The sequence below is a fragment of the Streptomyces sp. NPDC001108 genome (genome assembly GCF_053598535.1).
Genome location: NZ_JBSFKL010000016.1, coordinates 105,225 through 123,228, shown reverse-complemented (window position 1 = coordinate 123,228; position 18,004 = coordinate 105,225). Strand labels below are relative to the sequence as shown.

The window sequence follows — 18,004 nt, the reverse complement described above, 5'->3', positions numbered from 1 at the left end:
GTCAGTCCCACCAGAAGGACCAGATCTCCTGCCCGAGCACGGACTTCTCCGCGTAGGTGTCGAGGTCGTACGGCGGGTTCTGGTCGATGTTGTCGGGGCAGAAGGCGTAGTGCTCGGCGGCGACCGCCCGCGCCTCGGCGAGGGTGGTGGGCGGGCGGGAGACCGTGACGGTCAGGGTGTCGAAGCCGAGCACGACGACGCGGATGCCGTAGCGGTCCTCCCAGGAGCGGAGCACGGCGCTGATCCGGCCGGTGTCCTCCTCGTAGTTGAGCGGGCCGGACCAGCCGATGGCCGCCGGGATGTCCGCGCTGCGGCGGGCCGGGACGAGCGCGGCCCGCGATCCGGGGTACCAGCCGTCCGGGCCGACGCACTCCTCCGCGATGGCCGCCGCCAGGTTGTCGGGGGTGTCGAGCCCCTCGGCGGCCGGTACGGGGGCCAGGCCCGGCCAGTCGCCCTCGGCGGCGTCGATCTCCTCGGGGGCGTTGTCCTGCCAGTACCCGGCGAGGATCTCCTCCGCGTCGTGGTCGCCGGGGTAGGAGGTGTCCTCCGGCATCAGGTCCCACTCGGCGGGCCACTGGTCGCGCCGCCCGCCGTCGATCAGGACCGGGAGCAGTCCCACGGGCCGCCCGGCCGCCCGCAGTTCCCGCCAGTCGCCGTGGGCGGCGGGCTCGTCGGCGCACCAGAGCAGGGGCTCGTGCCAGGTGCCGTCGCAGGTGGTGTCGATCGTCGAGCCGGGCGGGAGCCGGAGCCCCGAATCGGCCGGGGACACCAGCGGGTTGGGAAGGTTCGCCATGGTGGTGAGCGTACGGGGCCCCACTGACAGCCGGCCGCCCGGAGCGGCGCGTCGGGGTCTCACCCCGGACGCCCCGCCCCGGACGGCCCGGGATCAGGCGCGCTTCGAGCGGCGGCGGGCGGCGACGGTCAGGCCCGCACCCGCGGCGAGGACGACGACGGTGCCGATGACCAGCGGGATCGTGCCGCTGCTGCCGGTGGAGGCGAGGTTACCGTCCGCCTTGCCGCCCGGGGCGCTGTCCGAGGGGGCCGGGGTGCCCGGGACCGCGGGGCTGGACGTGCCCGGGGTCGGGGTGCCGCTCGCGGGCGGGGTGGCCGGGGCGGACGGCGTCGAGGTGGTGGGCGGAGTGGTGGAGGGGGTGGTGCTCGGGGTGGCGGGCGGCGGGGTCTCGCCGGTCTCCGGGAGGCAGCCGCTGAACGGGAAGTGGTGGGTCTCGGCGCCGCCGGTGCCGTGCAGCGAGGCGACCCAGACGGAGCCGTTGACCGGGGCGCCGCTGCCCAGCTCCAGGTGCGCGTTGGGGGCGAGGACGCTGCCCGGCCAGGCGGCGCCGCTGTGCTTGGTGACGGTGCGGGCGTCCGGGAAGTTCCACAGGAGGCGGGCGCGGACCTTGCCGCCGGAGGCGCTCTGGAGCTTGTCGTCGAGGACGAAGTCCTGGCCGCCGGAGAGGAAGAACCCGGTGGTGCCGGCCTGCGCCATGTCGTAGTCGCGGCCGCTGACGTTGACGACGCTGGTGGCGCCCGCCGGAACCTTCAGGAAGACCTCCTTGGCCTTCTCCAGCTGGGCGGTGGTCACCTTGAAGATGTTGCGGGAGGAGTTGGTGCCCTCCAGGGTGAGGCGGTTGCCGCTGGCCTCCACGCGGGTGCCGTCGGTGGCGGCCTCGGAGCCCAGCGCGGTGGAGTAGGCGCGGAGCTTGCCGAACTCGGCGTCGAAGTCGATGAGTCCGGCGTTCTTGCTGACGCTGCCCGCGTGCATTTCGAGGGCGCGGTCGCGGATGTCGCCGCCGACGACGGCGTTGCCCTTCATCACGGCGGTGACGGAGTTGCCGTTGAGCAGGTCGCCCCGGACGACCAGCGATGCGCGGCCCGGCAGGGCGTCGACCTCGGCGGCGGAGAGCTCGTTGGCGACGCTGAAGCCGCCCCGGAAGTCGGCGTTGCCGCCCACGGCCACCGCGCCCTCGGCGTCGGGGGTGTGGACGTCGTCGCCGAGGACGAACTCGCCGTACTTCCCGGCGACGGAGAAGGCGTCGTTGGTGCACGAGGCCGAATCGGCCGGGGCGGCCTGGACGGCCGGGGCGACCGTCAGACCGAGGACAAGGGCTCCGCCGAGCGTGGCTGCTGCGGCGGCTGCGGATATGCGCATGGGGGTTCGTTCTCCCGCGAAGGTGGTCGTATGGCCATCTGTGACGACTTTGGCCATGCTTTTCATACCTCGAAAGATTGGTCAAGACCAATGCGGGTAACGGTACGGATCACCCGGCGTCGAGGGCGAACTCGCCGAGCAGCGGGGGAAGCTGATCCTGTCGCGGGCGGCGGTGCAGAATGCCCCGTATGCCGATACAGAACGATGTGCGACCGGCCGTGGCCGAGGACGCCGAGCGGATCGCCGCCACTCTGACGCGTGCCTTCGACGACGACCCGATGATGGGCTGGTTCTTCCCCGACGAGCGGTCCCGGGCGGCGGGCCTGGCCCGGTACTTCACCACGATCTTCACCCGGCAGTACGGCCCGTACGGGATGTGTGAGCGCACCGACGACGCGGCGGCGTTCTGGGTGCCACCGGAGGCGCAGGACAAGGTCGTTCCGGACGCGACGACGCTGGGCGAGCTGGCCGACGTCCTCGGCGACCGGGCCGAACTGTTCCGCGAGGCCGTCGCCCTGGCGGCCGAACACGGGCCGAAGGAACCGCACTGGTACCTCGCGGTGGTCGGCGCCGATCCGGCGGCCCGGGGGAAGGGGCACGGCGCGGCCCTGCTGCGGTCCGGGCTGGAGCGGGCGGACGCGGCGGGCCTGCCCGTCTACCTGGAGTCGTCCAAGGAGGCCAACGTCCCCTTCTACGAGCACTTCGGCTTCACCGTGCTCGCGGAGGCCGGGCTTCCGCACGGCGGCCCGCCGGTCTGGGCGATGCGCCGGGCGCCCCGCCCCGCGTCCGCCGTCTGACACGGAGTACGGGACGGGACGCCACGGACCGGGCCCGGCCGACCGGGCCCGGGTTCGGCCGGTCGGAACCGGCGTCGGTGGGTTACGGCTGTGCGTGGGCGGTGACGAAGACGGCGCGTGCCGGGGTGCCGTCCGGTTGGGGCGCGTCGGCGGTGACCTCGCCGAGCGCCTCCGTGTCGCTCTCCTCGCCGGGGCCGAGCACACGCTGGACGCGCAGGATCAGCGGACCGCCGCCGGAGGCGGTGGTGAGGGTGATGTCCGTGCCGTGCGGGGCGTCGGTGACGGACGTGACGGAGGTGACGGTGGGCCCGGCCGCGTCGCGCTGTCCGGTGAACCGGGCGGTGACGGACGGGTCGGGGGTGTCGCTGACGCGCTGCATCTGCGGTTCGGCCTCGCCGAGCAGGAGCGCGCACAACTGGGCGGCCACGACCGGGTCGTGCGCCCCGTCGTAGACCCAGCGGTCGCCGAGGACACCGTGCTCGGTGGTGCCGATGAGGGCGTGCTCGGCGCCGGGAAGCGGCGCGCCCCGGTAGGTCAGCGGCACGTGGTACGAGACCGGCTCGGGCCCCGAGGTGTCGGTGACCACCATGAACTCGATCCCCACCTCGCCCGCCGGGTCGTCGAGCCGGAATCCTCCGGTCCTGTCCAGCTCGGGCCGCTGTCCCTCGGCACCGGCGTACCAGGGCTGCGCGGGCAGCCAGGGGGTGAGGAGTTCGAGCTTGGTGGGCTTCAGGGTGGTGCGGTGGATCACTGACATCGTGGCGCCGTCTCTCCCTCGGGGATGGTCTCAGCCAGTGTGCTGCTCGGCGGCGGCGTATCCGGCGAAGGATGTCCAGGCGGTGGGGCCGACGGTGAAGGTGGGGCCGTCGGGGTTCTTGGAGTCGCGGATGTGGACGGCGGCGGTGCACGCGGCGACCTCGACGCACTGGCCGCCTTCGTCACTGCTGTGGCTCGACTTCTGCCAGTGGTAGCCGACCTCGACGCACTGGCCGCCCTCGTCGCCGCTGTAGCTCGACTTACGCCATTCGTAGGCGACTTCGAGGCACTGGCCACCCTCGCTGCCGCTGTAGCTGGACTTGAACCACTCAAGTGCGGTGCTCATTGCTCTCCCAGCAAGCGTTTCAACAGGCGCCTGGTGTCTTCGGGGGTGAGCGCCTGGGTTCGCAGCATCGCATATTTCTGGGCGAGGATGCTGACCTCGTCGGGGTCGGAGACCAGCAGGCTGCCGCGCTGGGATTCGAAGTAGGCCACGCGTTGGAAGTCCGGTGTTTCCATGAGCGTGAAGGGGCCGGCGAGGCCCGCGTGGGTGCGGTGGGCCAAGGGCAGAACCTGGAGGCAGATGTTGGGGAGCTCGGCGCACTCCAGGAGATGCCGCAGTTGCTCCGCATGCGCTGCGTCGTCAGTGAGTTGGAGGCTCAGAACGGGCTCCCAGATGACGAAACTGGTGGTCGGCGGCGACGGCCGGTGCAGGATCTCCCGACGCTTCAGCCGGGTCTCCGTGTGGAACGCCACCGCCTCCTCGCTGTAGGCCGGGACCCGGTTGCGGAAGAGGGTCTCCGCGTACCGCGCCGTCTGGAGGATCCCGGGCACGACCTGGTTGTCGTACCAGGACAGGGTCAGCGCATCCAGCTCCAGTTCCAGGTACTCGTCCGCCCACTGCGGGATGAGGTCGATCTCCGGCAGCTCCTCAAGAGCAACCTCCAACGCGCCGCCCGTCCCCAGTACTTCGTCGACCTTGACGGCCAGCGAACGCAACAGGACGCGCCGCCCCTGCTCGATGGAGGAGATCGTCTCCGGATGGTGGCCGGTCATCTCGGCCAACTGGACCTGCGTGACGTCGATCCGGTCACGGTAGAAGGCCATCAGCCGTCCCACCATCTTCATGGCCGACGCGTTCTTGCGCTTCCGCTTACTGGGGTGCATACCGAGCGAACTTCCACCCGCGCGCCCGCGTCACGCGCGCACGACCCGTACAAAAAATCTGTACGGGTCCGGGCACAGGCTCAGGAGCGCTCGGACAGGTTCCAGGCGGCGGCCTCCCGGACCGACTCGTCCCGGTCCCCGGCGAGGCGTTGGAGCAGGTCGGCGGTGCCGGGGGTGGTCCATCTCGCGACGGCCCAGACGAGGGCCCGGCGCACCTCCCGGTCCGGGTGGTCCGCGAGGTGGGCCAGTTGGTCGACCGGGCCGCGTCGCCGCAGCCCGAACCAGTCGAGGGTCCGGGTGAGCTGTTCCGGGTCGCCCGGGGTGCCCGCCGCGGCGATCTGCCGGAGGAGGACCGGGGCGGCGGGCGGCGGGCCGTCCAGGGGGTGCGGGCGGCGCTCCCGCAGGCGCCGCGACCCGTACTCGCCCCGTACCCGGCAACCGGCGCAGGTGCAGGGGGTCGTGCCGTGCGCGTCCGGGAAGTACCGCCAGCCGGTGACCTGGCGGACCGGGCGGACGCTGTGCACCTCGCCCTTGGCGGCCGACCGGGGGACGAACACCTCCCAGCCGCGCGGATCGTCCAGCGCGCCGATCCGGCGTACCGCCTCGGCGGCCGTGACGTGCCTGGGCTCCTGGTGGTAGCGGCCCACCGTCACCGGCTCGTCGTCCGGGAGCCGCAGATGCACGGCGACCAGCCTCCTCGGCCCACTGCGCCGCGACAGCTCGCGCAACCACTGGTGCGTGAGGGTGTACGAGGGGAGTACGGGAAAGCAGTAGAGGCCCCGCGACCGGTCCGCGTCGCGTCCGTGGCTGACGGCCCTCACCCCGGAGCGGCGGATGCGCGCCGCGTTCGCGGAGGCTGTCAGGTGCACGAACATCGCCATGCGGCCGATGTTAGCTCCCGTGTTCGACGGGTGCGGGGCCTTTGCTGCGTTGCCGTTTCCCCTGCTTCTCCGGCGGGTCAGAAGGTGAGGGCGTCCGCCATGTCGGCCTGCCAGTAGGTGACGAAGCCGTTGTCGGCCCAGGTGGTGCCCGCGGGGAGGGTCAGCTCGGCGGGGGAGCCGACGGAGCCCTGGTTGGCCCGGCCGGTGAAGTAGACCGAGAGGTGGTTGGACTTGTGCTGCTCCTGGCCGTCGGGCTCCCCGGCCAGACCGATGGCGGCGTACCCGGACTGGCCCGGCGCGAGGGTCACCACGGCCTGCGGCTTGCTGCTCTCCAGCACCGGGAACGCCGACTGGGCGTTGTCGAAGCGGAGGCCCGGCGCGTAGTACGCGAAGCAGGGCGCGGTGCCGGTGTTGGTGGCGGTGAGCAGCAGGTGGTTGATGGGCCGGCTCACCTGGGTGACGGTGACCTTGGTGTTGGCGCCGGTGCAGGTGACGGGGGACTTGCTGGTGGAGCCTCCGCCGTTGCCGCCGCCCTTGGACGAGGCGTTCCCGGCCGACGAGTTGGAGGTGCCGTTGGAGTTGCCCTCGGAGCTTCCCTTGGCGGCGCCCTCGGAGCTTCCTTCGGAGGCGCCCTTGGCGCCCTCGGTGTCCTGGTCGGTCTTCGGGGCGCCGGTGTTGCTCTCGGACGCGGCCGGGGCGGACTCGCCCGCCTTCTTGCCGTTGTCCGTGACGTCGTCCGCGTTGCAGGCGGTGAGCGAGAGGGCGGCCAGGAGGGCGGTCGCGGCGAGGGTGGTGGTGCGGAGGTGCTTGCGCATGGTGGTGGTACTCCCCGTGTGTACAGGTGCGGTTTCTGGGTCAGTTGCGGCAGATCAGGACCATGACGATCGCGGTGGACACGATCACCACGCCGATGGCCACGGCATCGACGATCTCGATGCGGAAGTTCATTCGCACTGCGTCGTCCCTGGTGGTCGCTGCGGTGTGTCATCAGGTTGCGGGGCGGCGGATTCCGGCCGCAACGCCGAACGGGCCATTGGGGATGCTGGAACGGCTGCGCGTACTGTGACCTGGGCAGATTCCACGTCCCTGGAACGGCGTTCCGGGACGGACCAGGAGGGGGAACGCCGGGATGGCGACGCCGGAAGCCGAGGAATTCGCGGCTCTGCTGAAGGAACTGAAGGATCGTTCGGGGCGCAGCTACGGGGTTCTCGCCGGAAGACTGCACGTCTCCACGTCGACCCTGCACAGGTACTGCAACGGGGACGCGGTGCCGAACGAGTACGCGCCGGTGGAGCGGCTGGGGCGGTTGTGCGGGGCGAGCCCCGAGGAGCTGGTGGAACTGCACCGGCGGTGGATCGTGGCGGACGCGGCGCGTCGGCGCCCGGCCGCGTCGGGCGAACCCGCGCCCGCACCCGCGCCTGTGCCCGTTTCCGTACCCGAGCCGGAGCTGGAGTCGGCCCCCGAGCCGGAGCCCGAGGCAAAGGCCGAACCCACCGCCGTATCCGCGTCCGATGACGCACTCGTGACCGGGGGCCCGGCGCCCGTCCGGCCGCGCAGGGTGTTCCCGGCCTCCCGGCGGACCCGGGTGCTGCTCGCCGCCGCCGCTGTCGTCGCGCTGACCGTGCCCACCTCGATCGTGGTGAGCAAGCTGACCGCCGACCGCTCCGACGAGTGGAGCAACGCTCCCGCCGTGGCGGCCAAGGACGGGGACGAGCCCGAGGAGACCACTGCGGGCACCACCGCCTCGCCGGACCGGGCGAAGAAGTCGGCGAGCTCCTCCCCGTCCGGCTCGGCCGACGCTTCGTCACCGGCGCCGGGCGGTTCCGCGAGCGCGACGGCCGGACGTGGCGGGTCCAAGCCGGCGGTCGTCGGCACCCCGCTGACCGCCACGATCAGCTCGTACAACTGGGAGGAGCCCTGCGGCCAGTACTACGTCCTCGACCAGAAACCGGAGGACGTGCCTCCGCCGCCCGCGCCGCAGAGCACCCGGGGCTGGGCGAGGGCGCTGGGCGGGGTGGGCGGCGGCAGCATGCAGCTCGAAGTCACCGTGCAGGGGAAGTCGGAGCAGGCCGTCGTGATCAAGCGCATCCATGTGCGGACGGTCTCCCGGAAGGCGCCTCTGCCCTGGTCCGCGTACTCGATGGGGGAGGGCTGCGGAAGCGGCATCACCCCGCAGTCCTTCGACGTCGACCTCGACGACAACCTGCCGGTGCTGCGGCCGGTCGCCGGGGAGAAGGAGGGCGAGCGGGTACCGCCGAAGAACTTCCCGTTCCGGGTGTCCTCCACCGATGTGGAGGTCTTCGACCTCAAGGTCCACGTCGAGGGCCACGACGTCGGCTGGTTCCTGGAGCTGGAGTGGAGCAGCGGCGGCCGCACGGGACTGCTCCGCATCGACGACGCCGGCAAGCCGTTCCGGACCAGCAGCATCCAGGCCCGGCCGACGTACATGTACCGGTACGACACGGCCCAGTGGGTGACCAAGGAGAAGGAGTAGGACCTTAGGGCCGGGGTCCTTCCCTGGTCACGGTCACCGGGCCGGGACGTACGCGGGTGCGACGGGTGTGATCAGAGGCGCTCGGGCGTCCGGATGCCGAGCAGCTCCATGCCCTGGTGGAGGGTGCGGGCGGTGAGGTCCGAGAGGAAGAGGCGGTTCTCGGCGACATCGCCGGGGACCTCGGCCTTCAGGACCGGGCACTGGTCGTAGAACGTCGTGAACAGCGAGGAGAGCTGGTAGAGGTACGAGGCCAGCTTGTGCGGCTCGTACGCGGCGGCGACCTCGGACACGAGTTCGGCGAACTGGTCCAGGTGCAGGGCCAGGGCGCGCTCGGCCGGGGCCAGCTCCAGCTCCGGGTGGGGCCGGGAGGCCAGCTCGCCCGCCTTGCGCTTGATCGAGCGGGACCGGGCGTGCGCGTACTGGATGTACACGCTGGTGTCGCCGGTGAGCGAGACCATCTGGTCCAGGTCGAACTTGTAGTCGCGGGCGGCGGACGTCGACAGGTCCGCGTACTTGACCGCGCCGATGCCGACCTGGGTGGCGCGCTCGGTGATCTCGTCCTCGGTGAGGTCCTTGGCCTTCTCGCGGACGACGGTGGAGGCGCGGTCGATCGCCTCGTCCAGCAGGTCCGCCAGCCGGACCGTCTCGCCCTCACGGGTCTTGAACGGCTTGCCGTCCTTGCCGAGCACGGTGCCGAAGGCGAGGTGCACGGCCTTGACGTCGTCGTTCAGCCAGCCGGCCCGGCGGGCGGTCTCGAAGACCATCTTGAAGTGCAGGGCCTGCCGGGCGTCGACCACGTACAGCAGGGTGGACGCCTTGAGGTGCTGGACCCGGTCGCGGATCGCGGAGAGGTCGGTGGCCGCGTAGCCGAAGCCGCCGTTGGACTTCTGCACGATCAGCGGCACCGGCTCGCCGTCCGCGCCCTTCACGTCGTCGAAGAAGACGCAGAGCGCGCCCTCGGAGCGGACGGCGACCCCCGACTCCTCCAGCAGGCGGGCGGTCTCCTCCAGCATGTCGTTGTAGCCGGACTCGCCGACGATGTCGGGGTCGCTGATCTCCATGTCGAGCTTGTGGAAGACCGAGTAGAAGTAGATCTTCGACTCGTCGACGAACCGCTGCCACATGGCGAGGGTCTCGGCGTCGCCCGCCTGGAGCGCGACGACGCGGTCCCGGGAGCGGGCCTTGAACTCCTCGTCGGAGTCGAAGAGCGCCCGGGACGCCTTGTAGAGCCGGTTCAGCGAGGACATGGCGGCCTCGCCGTCCTCCGTGCCGTCGGTGGTCCGGTGGGACAGCTCGTCGGGGTGCTCGACCAGGTACTGGATGAGCATGCCGAACTGGGTGCCCCAGTCGCCGATGTGGTGCCTGCGGACCACGGACTCGCCGCTGAACTCCAGGATCCGGGCCATCGCGTCGCCGATCACGGCGGACCGGAGGTGGCCGACGTGCATCTCCTTGGCCACGTTGGGCTGGGCGTAGTCGATGACGGTGGTGCCGGCGGCGGCGTTGTACGGCACGCCGAGCCGGTCCGTGTCGTCGGCGGCGCGCGCGGCGAGGGTCTCGATGATCGCCCGGTCGCTGAGCGTGATGTTCAGGAAGCCGGGGCCGGAGACCTCGATCTCCTTGATCAGGCCGCCGTCCGGGCCGGACGGGAGCTCGGCCGTGACCTTGGAGGCCAGCTCGCGGGGGTTGCCCTTGAGCTTCTTGGCGAGGGCCAGGATGCCGTTGGCCTGGAAGTCGGCCCGGTCGCTTCGTCGCAGCAGCGGGTCCGCGGTGCCGGCATCCGGCAGGGCTGCCGTCAGGGCGTCCGCCAGCTGCTGCTGGAGCGAGGAAGCGAGGGAATTGACCGAGGCCATGAGCTGGCTGCCGTTTCCGTAGGAGTACAAGGGATCACAACCAGTATTCCACGGGTGGTAAAGCCGTTTTCGCGCTCCCGGGGGGACCTGGGAGAATGGGCGCAGCCCCTACCAGAGAGAAGGACGTGCAGACCGTGGCTCAGAGTCAGAGCAGCACCGAGGCCGACTGGGTCTCCCGCTTCGCGGACGAGGTCATCGCCGAATCGGAGCGTCGTGCGCCTGGCAAACCGGTCGTCGTCGCGTCCGGCCTCTCCCCGTCGGGCCCGATCCACCTGGGCAACCTCCGCGAGGTCATGACCCCGCACCTGGTCGCCGACGAGATCCGCCGCCGTGGGTACACGGTCCGCCACCTGATCTCCTGGGACGACTACGACCGCTACCGCAAGGTGCCGAACGGCGTCCCCGGGGTCGACGAGACCTGGGCCGAGCACATCGGCAAGCCGCTGACCTCGGTGCCCGCCCCCGCCGGGTCCGCGTACCCGAACTGGGCGGAGCACTTCAAGGCCGCGATGACGGCCTCGCTGGACGAGCTGGGCGTCGAGTACGACGGCATCAGCCAGACGGAGCAGTACACGGCCGGTGCCTACCGCGAGCAGATCCTGCACGCGATGAAGCACCGCACCGACATCGACGCCGTCCTCGACCGGTACCGGACGAAGAAGGACCCGGCCGAGGCCGGTGCCAAGGGCGCCAAGGGCGGTAAGAAGCCGCAGCAGCAGAAGAAGGTCGACGAGGCCGAGCTGGAGGCCGAGGCCGGTTCCGGCGCGGCGAGCGAGGACGACGGCAGCGGCGGCTCGGCCGGCTACTTCCCGTACAAGCCGTACTGCGGCAACTGCGAGAAGGACCTCACCACCGTCACGTCGTACGACGACGACAGCACCGAGCTGAACTACACCTGCACGGCCTGCGGCTTCGCCGAGACGGTCCGGCTGAGCGAGTTCAACCGGGGCAAGCTGGTCTGGAAGGTCGACTGGCCGATGCGCTGGGCCTACGAGGGCGTGATCTTCGAGCCGAGCGGCGTGGACCACTCCTCGCCGGGCTCGTCGTTCGTCGTCGGCGGCCAGATCGTCCGCGAGATCTTCGACGGGGTGCAGCCCATCGGCCCGATGTACGCCTTCGTCGGCATCTCCGGCATGGCGAAGATGTCCTCCAGCAAGGGCGGCGTGCCGACCCCGGCCGACGCGCTGAAGATCATGGAGGCGCCGCTGCTGCGCTGGCTGTACGCGCGCCGTCGGCCCAACCAGTCCTTCAAGATCGCCTTCGACCAGGAGATCCAGCGGCTCTACGACGAGTGGGACTCGCTGACCCGCAAGGTCGCCGACGGCTCGGTGCTGCCGGCCGACGCCGCCGCGTACGCGCGCGCCATCGGCACGGCCGCCGGTGAGCTGCCGAGCACGCCGCGCCCGCTGCCGTACCGCACGCTCGCCTCGGTCGTGGACATCACGGGCGGGCACGACGAGCAGACGCTGCGCATCCTGAGCGAGCTGGACCCGGAGAACCCGCTGACCTCGCTCGACGAGGCCCGGCCCCGGCTGGACCGCGCGGAGAACTGGATCACCACCCAGGTCCCGGCCGACGCCCGCACGATCGTGCGCGCGGAGCCGGACAAGGAGCTGCTCGGCTCCCTGGACGAACAGGGCAGCGAGTCGCTGCGGCTGCTGCTGGAGGGGCTGGACACGCACTGGTCGCTGGACGGGCTGACCACGCTCGTCTACGGCGTGCCGAAGGTGCTGGCGGGCCTGGAGCCGGACGCCAAGCCGACGCCGGAGCTGAAGGTCGCGCAGCGGGCGTTCTTCGCCCTGCTGTACCGGCTGTTGGTGAGCCGGGAGACCGGGCCGCGGCTGCCCACGCTGCTGCTGGCGGTCGGCGCGGACCGGGTGCGCACGCTGCTGGGCGCGTGACGGAGGGCCCGTCAGGGCTGTTGACGGAGAGCAGTTGACGGAGGGCCGTCGTCCGGGAGTTCCGGGCGGCGGCCCTCCGTCGTCGTACGGTCCGGCACATCGCGGTCTACGCGATGTGGTCCTCCATCAGCTCGTTGTTGAAACGGGCGGAGAACCGGTCCATGTACTGGTTGAGCTTGCGGGACTGGAGGCGCAGCCCGTACGTGGCCTCGACGTTCGCGGCGAAGGCGCCGGGGGTGGGCATGCCCTCGCCGGCGATCGAGTACCGGAACACCTCGTACAGCTCCTCGTCCGAGGGGGTCGCCGCCGGGGTGCCCTCGCCCAGCGGCCGGGTGCCGCCCGCGCCGTTCGGCACCTGGACGTGCGGCTCGGGTTCCGGCTGGGGTTCCTGGGGCGGCTGCTGTTCCTGGACCGGTTCCGGTGCGGGCTCGGGCTCGGCGGCGCGGGGGTGTGGGATCTGCGGTGCCTGAGGCGGTTGGGACTGCTGCGAGGCCGGGTCGTAGTTCGGGTCGTACCCGCCCTGGTACGGCGTGTTCCGGGGCGCGGAGAACCACTGGCTCTGCCCCTCCTGGGCGGGCGGCACCGGCACCGGTACCGGCGCCTGTACCGGCGCCTGGGCGGCGGCAACCGGTACGGGTTCCTGCGCGGCCACGGCCGGTACGGGCTCCTGCGCGGCCACGGCCGGTGCGGGCGCCACCGCCTGGACGGGCTTGGCCTCCAGTTCCAGCCCCAGCTGCGGCCCCAGCTCCGGGGCGGCGGTCAGGGGCTGCGGGGGCAGCAGTTGCGGTTCGACGCCGGCGGCGGCCAGACCCGCCGCGGCGGTCTCGGCCAGCGGCACCCCGTACTTCGCCAGGCGCAGCGGCATCAGCGATTCGACGGGTGCCCTGCGGCGCCAGTTGCGGCCGAAGCGGGCCTGGAGGCGGGCCTGGTAGACGAGCCGGTCCTGTTCGAGCTTGATGACCTGCTCGTAACTGCGGAGCTCCCAGAGCTTCATCCGCCGCCAGAGCCGGAAGGTCGGTACGGGGGAGAGCAGCCAGCGGGTGAGGCGGACGCCCTCCATGTGCTTGTCGGCGGTGATGTCGGCGATCCGGCCCACCGCGTGGCGGGCGGCCTCGACGGAGACGACGAAGAGCACCGGGATGACGGCGTGCATGCCGACGCCGAGCGGGTCGGGCCAGGCGGCGGCGCCGTTGAAGGCGATCGTCGCGGCGGTCAGCATCCAGGCGGTCTGGCGCAGCAGCGGGAACGGGATGCGCAGCCAGGTCAGCAGCAGGTCGAGGGCGAGCAGGACACAGATACCCGCGTCGATGCCGATCGGGAAGACCAGGGAGAAGTCGCCGAAACCTTTCTTCTCGGCGAGCTCGCGCACCGCCGCGTACGATCCCGCGAACCCGATCGCGGCGATCAGCACCGCACCGGCGACCACGAGACCGATGAGTATGCGGTGGGTGCGTGTCAGCTGCATCGCGGCCACCCGCGTTCCCCTCTCCTGACGCCCGATCCGGCGTCCTGCTGCGACTTCCGGCGGGCACAGCCTGGCACATGGGGGTGGGGCGCGTTGCGCGGGGAGGGGCGAAGCCCGGTACTCGCGGGGAGCACCGGGCTTCGTCGTACGGGCGATATCGCCTAGTTGGTCGTCTTCTCCAGCGAGGCGCCGCTGCCGGACTTCTTGGTGTCGTCCGACTTGGCCGCGTCCTTGTCCTCGGCCGTGTCCTTGTCCGTGGACTTGTCCGCGTCCTTGGACTTGTCGCCGCTCTTGTCGTCGGCCTTCTCGCTCGGCTTGTCCGTGCCCGTGCCCGCGTCCGTACCGGCGGCGATGGCGGCCACCGCGTCCTTGGCGGCCCGCTCGGCGCCCTTGGCGATGTCGTCGGCGGCGGGGGTCTTCGCGCCCGCGTACCCGGCACCGTTGTAGGTGAGGGTGATGACGACGTTGCCGGTCCGGGCCACGACCGTCGCGTACTTGAAGTCTTCCTTCGTCTTGGTGAGGTCGTAGGTGACCAGGGTCGCCTGTTCACCGATGCCGCTGACGGACTTCTCGGCGACCTTCTTGGCGCCCTCGGCCGTCTTCGTCTTGGTGACCTGCTTGGTGAAGTCCTGCTGGGCGCGGTCGGCGCCGCTGCCGAGGGCCTGGTCGGAGTCGAAGCGGGTGAGGCCGATGTCGAGCCAGCGGTACTGGGAGCCCTTCACCCCGTTGTCGTCCAGGCCGTTCCAGGAGCATCCGGCGCGGGACGAGGTGTCGCTGGAGGTGGCGGCGGTGCCGTTCTTGCTCTTCGCCGAGGGGACCAGCGACGTGATCGTCTTCTTGGTGACCGTCTTGCACGGGTTGGGCAGCGAGGCGAACTTGGCGGGTTCGACGGTCGGCTCCGCCTTCTCGCTCCCGCCCGGCGACGCGGAAGCGGACGAACCTGCCCCCTCCTTGTCCTTGTCCTTGTCGCCGGAGTCCGACGAGCAGCCGGCGACGACGAGCATCACCGGAACGGCGGCGCAGGCGAGTATGCGGGCGAGTCGCGGAGCTGAACGGTGCATGGTTCCTTCACTGGGATGACGCGGGTGCGGGCGGTCCGGAGGGCCACGGTACGACGGACCGGGGCCGGGCGGAGTCCGGACCGGAGGTCCCGGCGGCCCGGACCGGCGGATGCCGGGGGCGCCGGGGGCGGGGTCATTCGCTGAACTTCTCGACCAGGTTCCGGGCCAGTGCCTGGGCCTTCTCCTGCAGTTCCGCGCTGTCGGGGACGACGGTGGAGACGGTCGGCTGCTCGGTGTACTCGATCGTCACGACGACGTTCGATGTGCGAAATACCACGCTCACGGTGCGGTGCTGGGCGGCGGAGCCGGAGTGGGTGAGCCGGTCGTTCAGGAACGCGCTGTCGCCGAGGCCGTCGAGGAGCCGGGGACGGAGGTCCGTATCGGTTCCGTCCGCGTCGGTCCCGTCGGTGCCGGCCCCGTCCGTGGCGGTGGAGTCCGGGTCGGCGCTCGCGGTCGCGGAGGTGGCCAGGGCGTGCGAGGAGGGGCCCGAGCCGGTGTCGGAGTCCTCGGCGTCGGAGCCCTTGGCGCCGCCCTTGGAGCCCGGCTTGTCCGTGTCCTTCGTGTCGTCGCCCGTGCCGTCGTCCTCCGCGCTGTCGGGGCTCGCGGAGGAGGAGGCGGGGGAGAGTCCCGCCGCGTTCTCCTTCTTCGTGTACACCTCCAGGGCGCGGTCGTCGTCGCTCACCGCGGGGTCGTAGGACACGACCCGCTCGAAGTCGATCTTCAGCGTGTGCGCTGCGGTGGAGGTGTCCGACTTCCAGCTGCAGCCGACCCGGCGTTCGGTGTTGTAGGTGACGGCGGCGGTGCCCGCGTACACCTTCTTCTGCTGGTCCTCGGGGAGGTCGGCGGTGCCCGGGAGGAGGTCCTTCAGCGCGGACACCGTGACGGAGCCGCATGCCTCGGGGAGAGTGCGGTACTTGCCGGGGGCCGCGGCGGCGACGGTGGTCTCGCCGGACTTGCCGTCGGCCGCGGAACCATCGGCTCCGGAGTCGGCGCTGCAGCCGACGACGAGCGCTGCCAGCAGCGCGGTGCCGGTCGCGTAGGCCATTCGTCGCACGGTCCTGGGCTCCCTTCGTGCGAAAAACGGTTGCCGCCCGATGGCGGCCGATGGAGACAATGTGTATCGCACGCGCCGCCGTGGATGCCGGTTGGCCGACTCATTTGCCGACCTTGGCACCGGTTTTGCGCTATCAGACTTTTCGGGGGAATCGAGGGACTATGTCGTATGTGGAGATGGAGGGGGCCCAGGTCCCCATCCGTATGTGGGCGGACCCGGCCTCGGTCGAGGACGCGGCGATGCGGCAGCTGCGCAATGTGGCGACGCTGCCGTGGATCAAGGGCCTCGCCGTCATGCCGGACGTGCACTTCGGCAAGGGGGCGACGGTCGGTTCGGTCATCGCGATGCACGGCGCGGTCTGCCCGGCGGCGGTCGGGGTGGACATCGGCTGCGGGATGTCGGCGGTGAAGACCTCGCTGACCGCCAACGACCTGCCGGGCGACCTGTCCCGGCTCCGGTCGCAGATCGAGCAGGCGATCCCGGTGGGCCGCGGCATGCACGACGACGCCGTGGACCCCGACCGGCTGTACGGCTTCCGGGCGCCCGGCTGGGACGACTTCTGGGCACGGTTCGACGGGGTCGCCGAAGCGGTCCGGTTCCGTCAGGAACGTGCCACGAAGCAGATGGGAACGCTCGGCTCGGGCAACCACTTCATCGAGTTCTGCCTCGACGAGTCGGGCTCGGTCTGGCTGATGCTGCACTCCGGATCGCGGAACATCGGCAAGGAACTGGCCGACTTCCACATCGGGGAGGCGCAGAGGCTGCCGCACAACCAGGACCTGATCGACCGCGACCTCGCCGTCTTCATCGCGGACACCCCGCAGATGGCGGCGTACCGGAACGATCTGTTCTGGGCGCAGGAGTACGCGAAGCACAACCGGGCGATCATGATGGCGCTCTTCCAGAACGTGGTCCGCAAGGAGTTCAGGAAGGCGAAGGTCACCTTCGATCCGGTCATCTCCTGCCACCACAACTACGTGTCGGAGGAGCGGTACGACGGCATGGACCTGCTGGTCACGCGGAAGGGCGCGATCCGCGCCGGTTCCGGGGACTTCGGGATCATCCCGGGCTCGATGGGCACCGGCTCGTACATCGTGAAGGGGCTCGGGAACGAGAAGTCGTTCAACTCGGCCTCGCACGGCGCCGGGCGCCGGATGAGCCGGAACGCGGCGAAGCGGCGTTTCTCGACGAAGGACCTGGAGGACCAGACGCGGGGCGTGGAGTGCCGCAAGGACTCCGGTGTCGTGGACGAGATCCCGGCGGCGTACAAGCCGATCGAGCAGGTCATCGAGCAGCAGCGGGACCTGGTGGAGGTCGTCGCCAAGCTCAAGCAGATCGTGTGCGTGAAGGGCTGAGGCCGAGGCGGAGCGTCCGGTGGACCTCTTGGACCTCTTGGACCTCTTGGACCTCTTGGACCTCTTGCCTCCTTCGCGCACGGCTGGACGGAAGGGCCCTGGACCACGGGTGGTGTGTCCGGGGCCCTTCCCGCTGCTCGTTTTCGGCCGCCTGCCCGTTCCCGTTCCCGCTTGCTTGGCCGTTTCCGGTCGCCTGCCCGTTTTCGGTGGCCTGCCCGTCGAGGGTGAGTCCGGCGGTCAGGTGATCAGGCGGTGCGGTGGACCTTGGAGTTGGAAGCCTGGGCCCGGGGGCGGACCACCAGGAGGTCGATGTTGACGTGGCTGGGCCGGGTGACCGCCCAGGTGATGGTGTCGGCCACGTCGTCGGCGGTGAGCGGGGCGTCGACGCCCGCGTACACCTTGGCGGCCTTCTCGGTGTCGCCGCGGAAGCGGGTGGTGGCGAACTCCTCGGTCCTGACCATGCCGGGGGCGACCTCGATGACGCGGACCGGGGTGCCGACGATCTCCAGGCGGAGCGTCTCGGCCAGGACGTGCTCCCCGTGCTTGGCGGCCACGTACCCGCCGCCGCCCTCGTACGTGCCGAGGCCCGCGGTGGACGAGAGGATCACGACCGTGCCGTCCCCGCTCGCGGTGAGGGAGGGCAGCAGGGCCTGGGTGACGTTGAGCGTGCCGATGACGTTGGTCTCGTACATCTGACGCCAGTCGGCGGGGTCGCCGGTGGCGACCGGGTCGGCCCCGAGCGCGCCGCCCGCGTTGTTGACGAGCACGGCGAGCGAACGGAACGCCGTCGCGAACTCGTCGACCGCGGCGCGGTCCGTGACATCCAGCGGGTAGGCCGTCGCCTGGTGCCCCGCTTCGTTGATCTCGGCGGCGAGCGCCTCGATGCGGTCCTTGCGGCGCGCGGTCAGCACGACGCGGTAACCGGCCGCGGCCAGCTGCCGGGCGGTCGCGGCGCCGATGCCGCTGCTCGCTCCGGTGACGACGGCGATCGGGGTGGCGGCCATGACGGGACTCCTCGGGCAGCTGGTCGGTACGGGCCCAGGATAGGCAGGCGGGGGTACGCGCCAC

16 protein-coding genes are annotated in these 18,004 nt (G+C 71.2%); 4 read left to right on the top strand and 12 right to left on the bottom strand.

Translation table 11 applies throughout. The features are described from left to right. Nucleotide 1 precedes the first annotated feature (1 nt). Together ACWC97_RS28660 and ACWC97_RS28655 are read right to left on the bottom strand one after the other, a co-directional pair. Nucleotides 2–793 (bottom strand): DUF4253 domain-containing protein, encoded by a 792-nt coding sequence (locus ACWC97_RS28660; protein ID WP_450652385.1) that lies wholly within the window; start codon nucleotides 791–793, stop codon nucleotides 2–4. A gap of 93 nt (nucleotides 794–886) precedes the next feature. Beyond that, complete coding sequence (locus ACWC97_RS28655; RefSeq protein ID WP_450652384.1) at nucleotides 887–2,152, bottom strand: choice-of-anchor A family protein; 1,266 nt, start codon at nucleotides 2,150–2,152, stop codon at nucleotides 887–889. 179 nt (nucleotides 2,153–2,331) lie between these two features. On the opposite strand from ACWC97_RS28655, the gene ACWC97_RS28650 reads away from it, so the two are divergent. Next, nucleotides 2,332–2,949 (top strand): GNAT family N-acetyltransferase, encoded by a 618-nt coding sequence (locus ACWC97_RS28650; protein ID WP_450652382.1) that lies wholly within the window; start codon nucleotides 2,332–2,334, stop codon nucleotides 2,947–2,949. A gap of 82 nt (nucleotides 2,950–3,031) precedes the next feature. Here ACWC97_RS28650 and ACWC97_RS28645 read toward each other — a convergent pair whose 3' ends face one another. From ACWC97_RS28645 to ACWC97_RS28625, 5 genes are all read right to left on the bottom strand, one after another. Next, a complete protein-coding gene (locus ACWC97_RS28645) occupies nucleotides 3,032–3,706 on the bottom strand; it encodes a maltokinase N-terminal cap-like domain-containing protein (RefSeq protein WP_450652380.1) in 675 nt (224 codons plus the stop codon). 30 nt (nucleotides 3,707–3,736) lie between these two features. Beyond that, nucleotides 3,737–4,051 carry a DUF397 domain-containing protein gene (locus tag ACWC97_RS28640; protein WP_450652378.1) on the bottom strand — a complete coding sequence of 105 codons (315 nt, stop codon included), beginning with the start codon at nucleotides 4,049–4,051 and terminating at the stop codon, nucleotides 3,737–3,739. Next, nucleotides 4,048–4,872 (bottom strand): helix-turn-helix domain-containing protein, encoded by an 825-nt coding sequence (locus ACWC97_RS28635; RefSeq protein ID WP_450652376.1) that lies wholly within the window; start codon nucleotides 4,870–4,872, stop codon nucleotides 4,048–4,050. Before ACWC97_RS28635 ends, ACWC97_RS28640 begins: the two co-directional genes overlap by 4 nt. A gap of 80 nt (nucleotides 4,873–4,952) precedes the next feature. After that, nucleotides 4,953–5,753 (bottom strand): HEAT repeat domain-containing protein, encoded by an 801-nt coding sequence (locus ACWC97_RS28630; RefSeq protein ID WP_450652374.1) that lies wholly within the window; start codon nucleotides 5,751–5,753, stop codon nucleotides 4,953–4,955. 77 nt (nucleotides 5,754–5,830) lie between these two features. After that, complete coding sequence (locus tag ACWC97_RS28625; protein WP_352278504.1) at nucleotides 5,831–6,568, bottom strand: DUF4232 domain-containing protein; 738 nt, start codon at nucleotides 6,566–6,568, stop codon at nucleotides 5,831–5,833. Nucleotides 6,569–6,882: 314 nt separating this feature from the next. Between ACWC97_RS28625 and ACWC97_RS28620 the strand changes: the two genes are divergently transcribed. Further along, nucleotides 6,883–8,247, top strand: a complete 1,365-nt coding sequence (locus ACWC97_RS28620) for a helix-turn-helix domain-containing protein (protein WP_352278505.1) — start codon at nucleotides 6,883–6,885, stop codon at nucleotides 8,245–8,247. Nucleotides 8,248–8,318: 71 nt separating this feature from the next. Here ACWC97_RS28620 and argS read toward each other — a convergent pair whose 3' ends face one another. Then, nucleotides 8,319–10,100, bottom strand: a complete 1,782-nt coding sequence (argS, locus tag ACWC97_RS28615) for an arginine--tRNA ligase (RefSeq protein WP_352278670.1) — start codon at nucleotides 10,098–10,100, stop codon at nucleotides 8,319–8,321. 125 nt (nucleotides 10,101–10,225) lie between these two features. On the opposite strand from argS, the gene lysS reads away from it, so the two are divergent. After that, on the top strand, nucleotides 10,226–12,001 hold the full coding sequence (lysS, locus tag ACWC97_RS28610) for a lysine--tRNA ligase (RefSeq protein ID WP_450652372.1): 1,776 nt from the start codon (nucleotides 10,226–10,228) through the stop codon (nucleotides 11,999–12,001). A gap of 106 nt (nucleotides 12,002–12,107) precedes the next feature. Here lysS and ACWC97_RS28605 read toward each other — a convergent pair whose 3' ends face one another. From ACWC97_RS28605 to ACWC97_RS28595, 3 genes are all read right to left on the bottom strand, one after another. Continuing rightward, nucleotides 12,108–13,466 carry a DUF2637 domain-containing protein gene (locus tag ACWC97_RS28605; protein ID WP_352278508.1) on the bottom strand — a complete coding sequence of 453 codons (1,359 nt, stop codon included), beginning with the start codon at nucleotides 13,464–13,466 and terminating at the stop codon, nucleotides 12,108–12,110. A 161-nt stretch (nucleotides 13,467–13,627) separates the two neighbouring features. Then, nucleotides 13,628–14,527 carry a DUF3558 domain-containing protein gene (locus tag ACWC97_RS28600; RefSeq protein ID WP_450652370.1) on the bottom strand — a complete coding sequence of 300 codons (900 nt, stop codon included), beginning with the start codon at nucleotides 14,525–14,527 and terminating at the stop codon, nucleotides 13,628–13,630. 133 nt (nucleotides 14,528–14,660) lie between these two features. Further along, nucleotides 14,661–15,572: a DUF3558 domain-containing protein gene (locus ACWC97_RS28595; protein ID WP_450652368.1), complete on the bottom strand. Its 912-nt coding sequence runs from the start codon at nucleotides 15,570–15,572 to the stop codon at nucleotides 14,661–14,663. 170 nt (nucleotides 15,573–15,742) lie between these two features. On the opposite strand from ACWC97_RS28595, the gene ACWC97_RS28590 reads away from it, so the two are divergent. Then, nucleotides 15,743–16,936 (top strand): RtcB family protein, encoded by a 1,194-nt coding sequence (locus ACWC97_RS28590; RefSeq protein ID WP_352278513.1) that lies wholly within the window; start codon nucleotides 15,743–15,745, stop codon nucleotides 16,934–16,936. Between the two features lie 245 nt (nucleotides 16,937–17,181). Here the strand turns inward: ACWC97_RS28590 and ACWC97_RS28585 are convergent, their stop codons facing one another. Then, nucleotides 17,182–17,940, bottom strand: a complete 759-nt coding sequence (locus ACWC97_RS28585; RefSeq protein WP_352278515.1) for an SDR family NAD(P)-dependent oxidoreductase — start codon at nucleotides 17,938–17,940, stop codon at nucleotides 17,182–17,184. Nucleotides 17,941–18,004: the final 64 nt, after the last annotated feature.

Bases quoted from the DNA above. Each gene is read 5' to 3' on its own strand.
- ACWC97_RS28660 (WP_450652385.1), bottom strand. From the start codon at position 793: ATGGCGAACCTTCCCAACCCGCTGGTGTCCCCGGCCGATTCGGGGCTC.
- ACWC97_RS28655 (WP_450652384.1), bottom strand. From the start codon at position 2,152: ATGCGCATATCCGCAGCCGCCGCAGCAGCCACGCTCGGCGGAGCCCTT.
- ACWC97_RS28650 (WP_450652382.1), top strand. From the start codon at position 2,332: ATGCCCCGTATGCCGATACAGAACGATGTGCGACCGGCCGTGGCCGAG.
- ACWC97_RS28645 (WP_450652380.1), bottom strand. From the start codon at position 3,706: ATGTCAGTGATCCACCGCACCACCCTGAAGCCCACCAAGCTCGAACTC.
- ACWC97_RS28640 (WP_450652378.1), bottom strand. From the start codon at position 4,051: ATGAGCACCGCACTTGAGTGGTTCAAGTCCAGCTACAGCGGCAGCGAG.
- ACWC97_RS28635 (WP_450652376.1), bottom strand. From the start codon at position 4,872: ATGCACCCCAGTAAGCGGAAGCGCAAGAACGCGTCGGCCATGAAGATG.
- ACWC97_RS28630 (WP_450652374.1), bottom strand. From the start codon at position 5,753: ATGGCGATGTTCGTGCACCTGACAGCCTCCGCGAACGCGGCGCGCATC.
- ACWC97_RS28625 (WP_352278504.1), bottom strand. From the start codon at position 6,568: ATGCGCAAGCACCTCCGCACCACCACCCTCGCCGCGACCGCCCTCCTG.
- ACWC97_RS28620 (WP_352278505.1), top strand. From the start codon at position 6,883: ATGGCGACGCCGGAAGCCGAGGAATTCGCGGCTCTGCTGAAGGAACTG.
- argS (WP_352278670.1), bottom strand. From the start codon at position 10,100: ATGGCCTCGGTCAATTCCCTCGCTTCCTCGCTCCAGCAGCAGCTGGCG.
- ACWC97_RS28605 (WP_352278508.1), bottom strand. From the start codon at position 13,466: ATGCAGCTGACACGCACCCACCGCATACTCATCGGTCTCGTGGTCGCC.
- ACWC97_RS28600 (WP_450652370.1), bottom strand. From the start codon at position 14,527: ATGCACCGTTCAGCTCCGCGACTCGCCCGCATACTCGCCTGCGCCGCC.
- ACWC97_RS28595 (WP_450652368.1), bottom strand. From the start codon at position 15,572: ATGGCCTACGCGACCGGCACCGCGCTGCTGGCAGCGCTCGTCGTCGGC.
- ACWC97_RS28590 (WP_352278513.1), top strand. From the start codon at position 15,743: ATGTCGTATGTGGAGATGGAGGGGGCCCAGGTCCCCATCCGTATGTGG.
- ACWC97_RS28585 (WP_352278515.1), bottom strand. From the start codon at position 17,940: ATGGCCGCCACCCCGATCGCCGTCGTCACCGGAGCGAGCAGCGGCATC.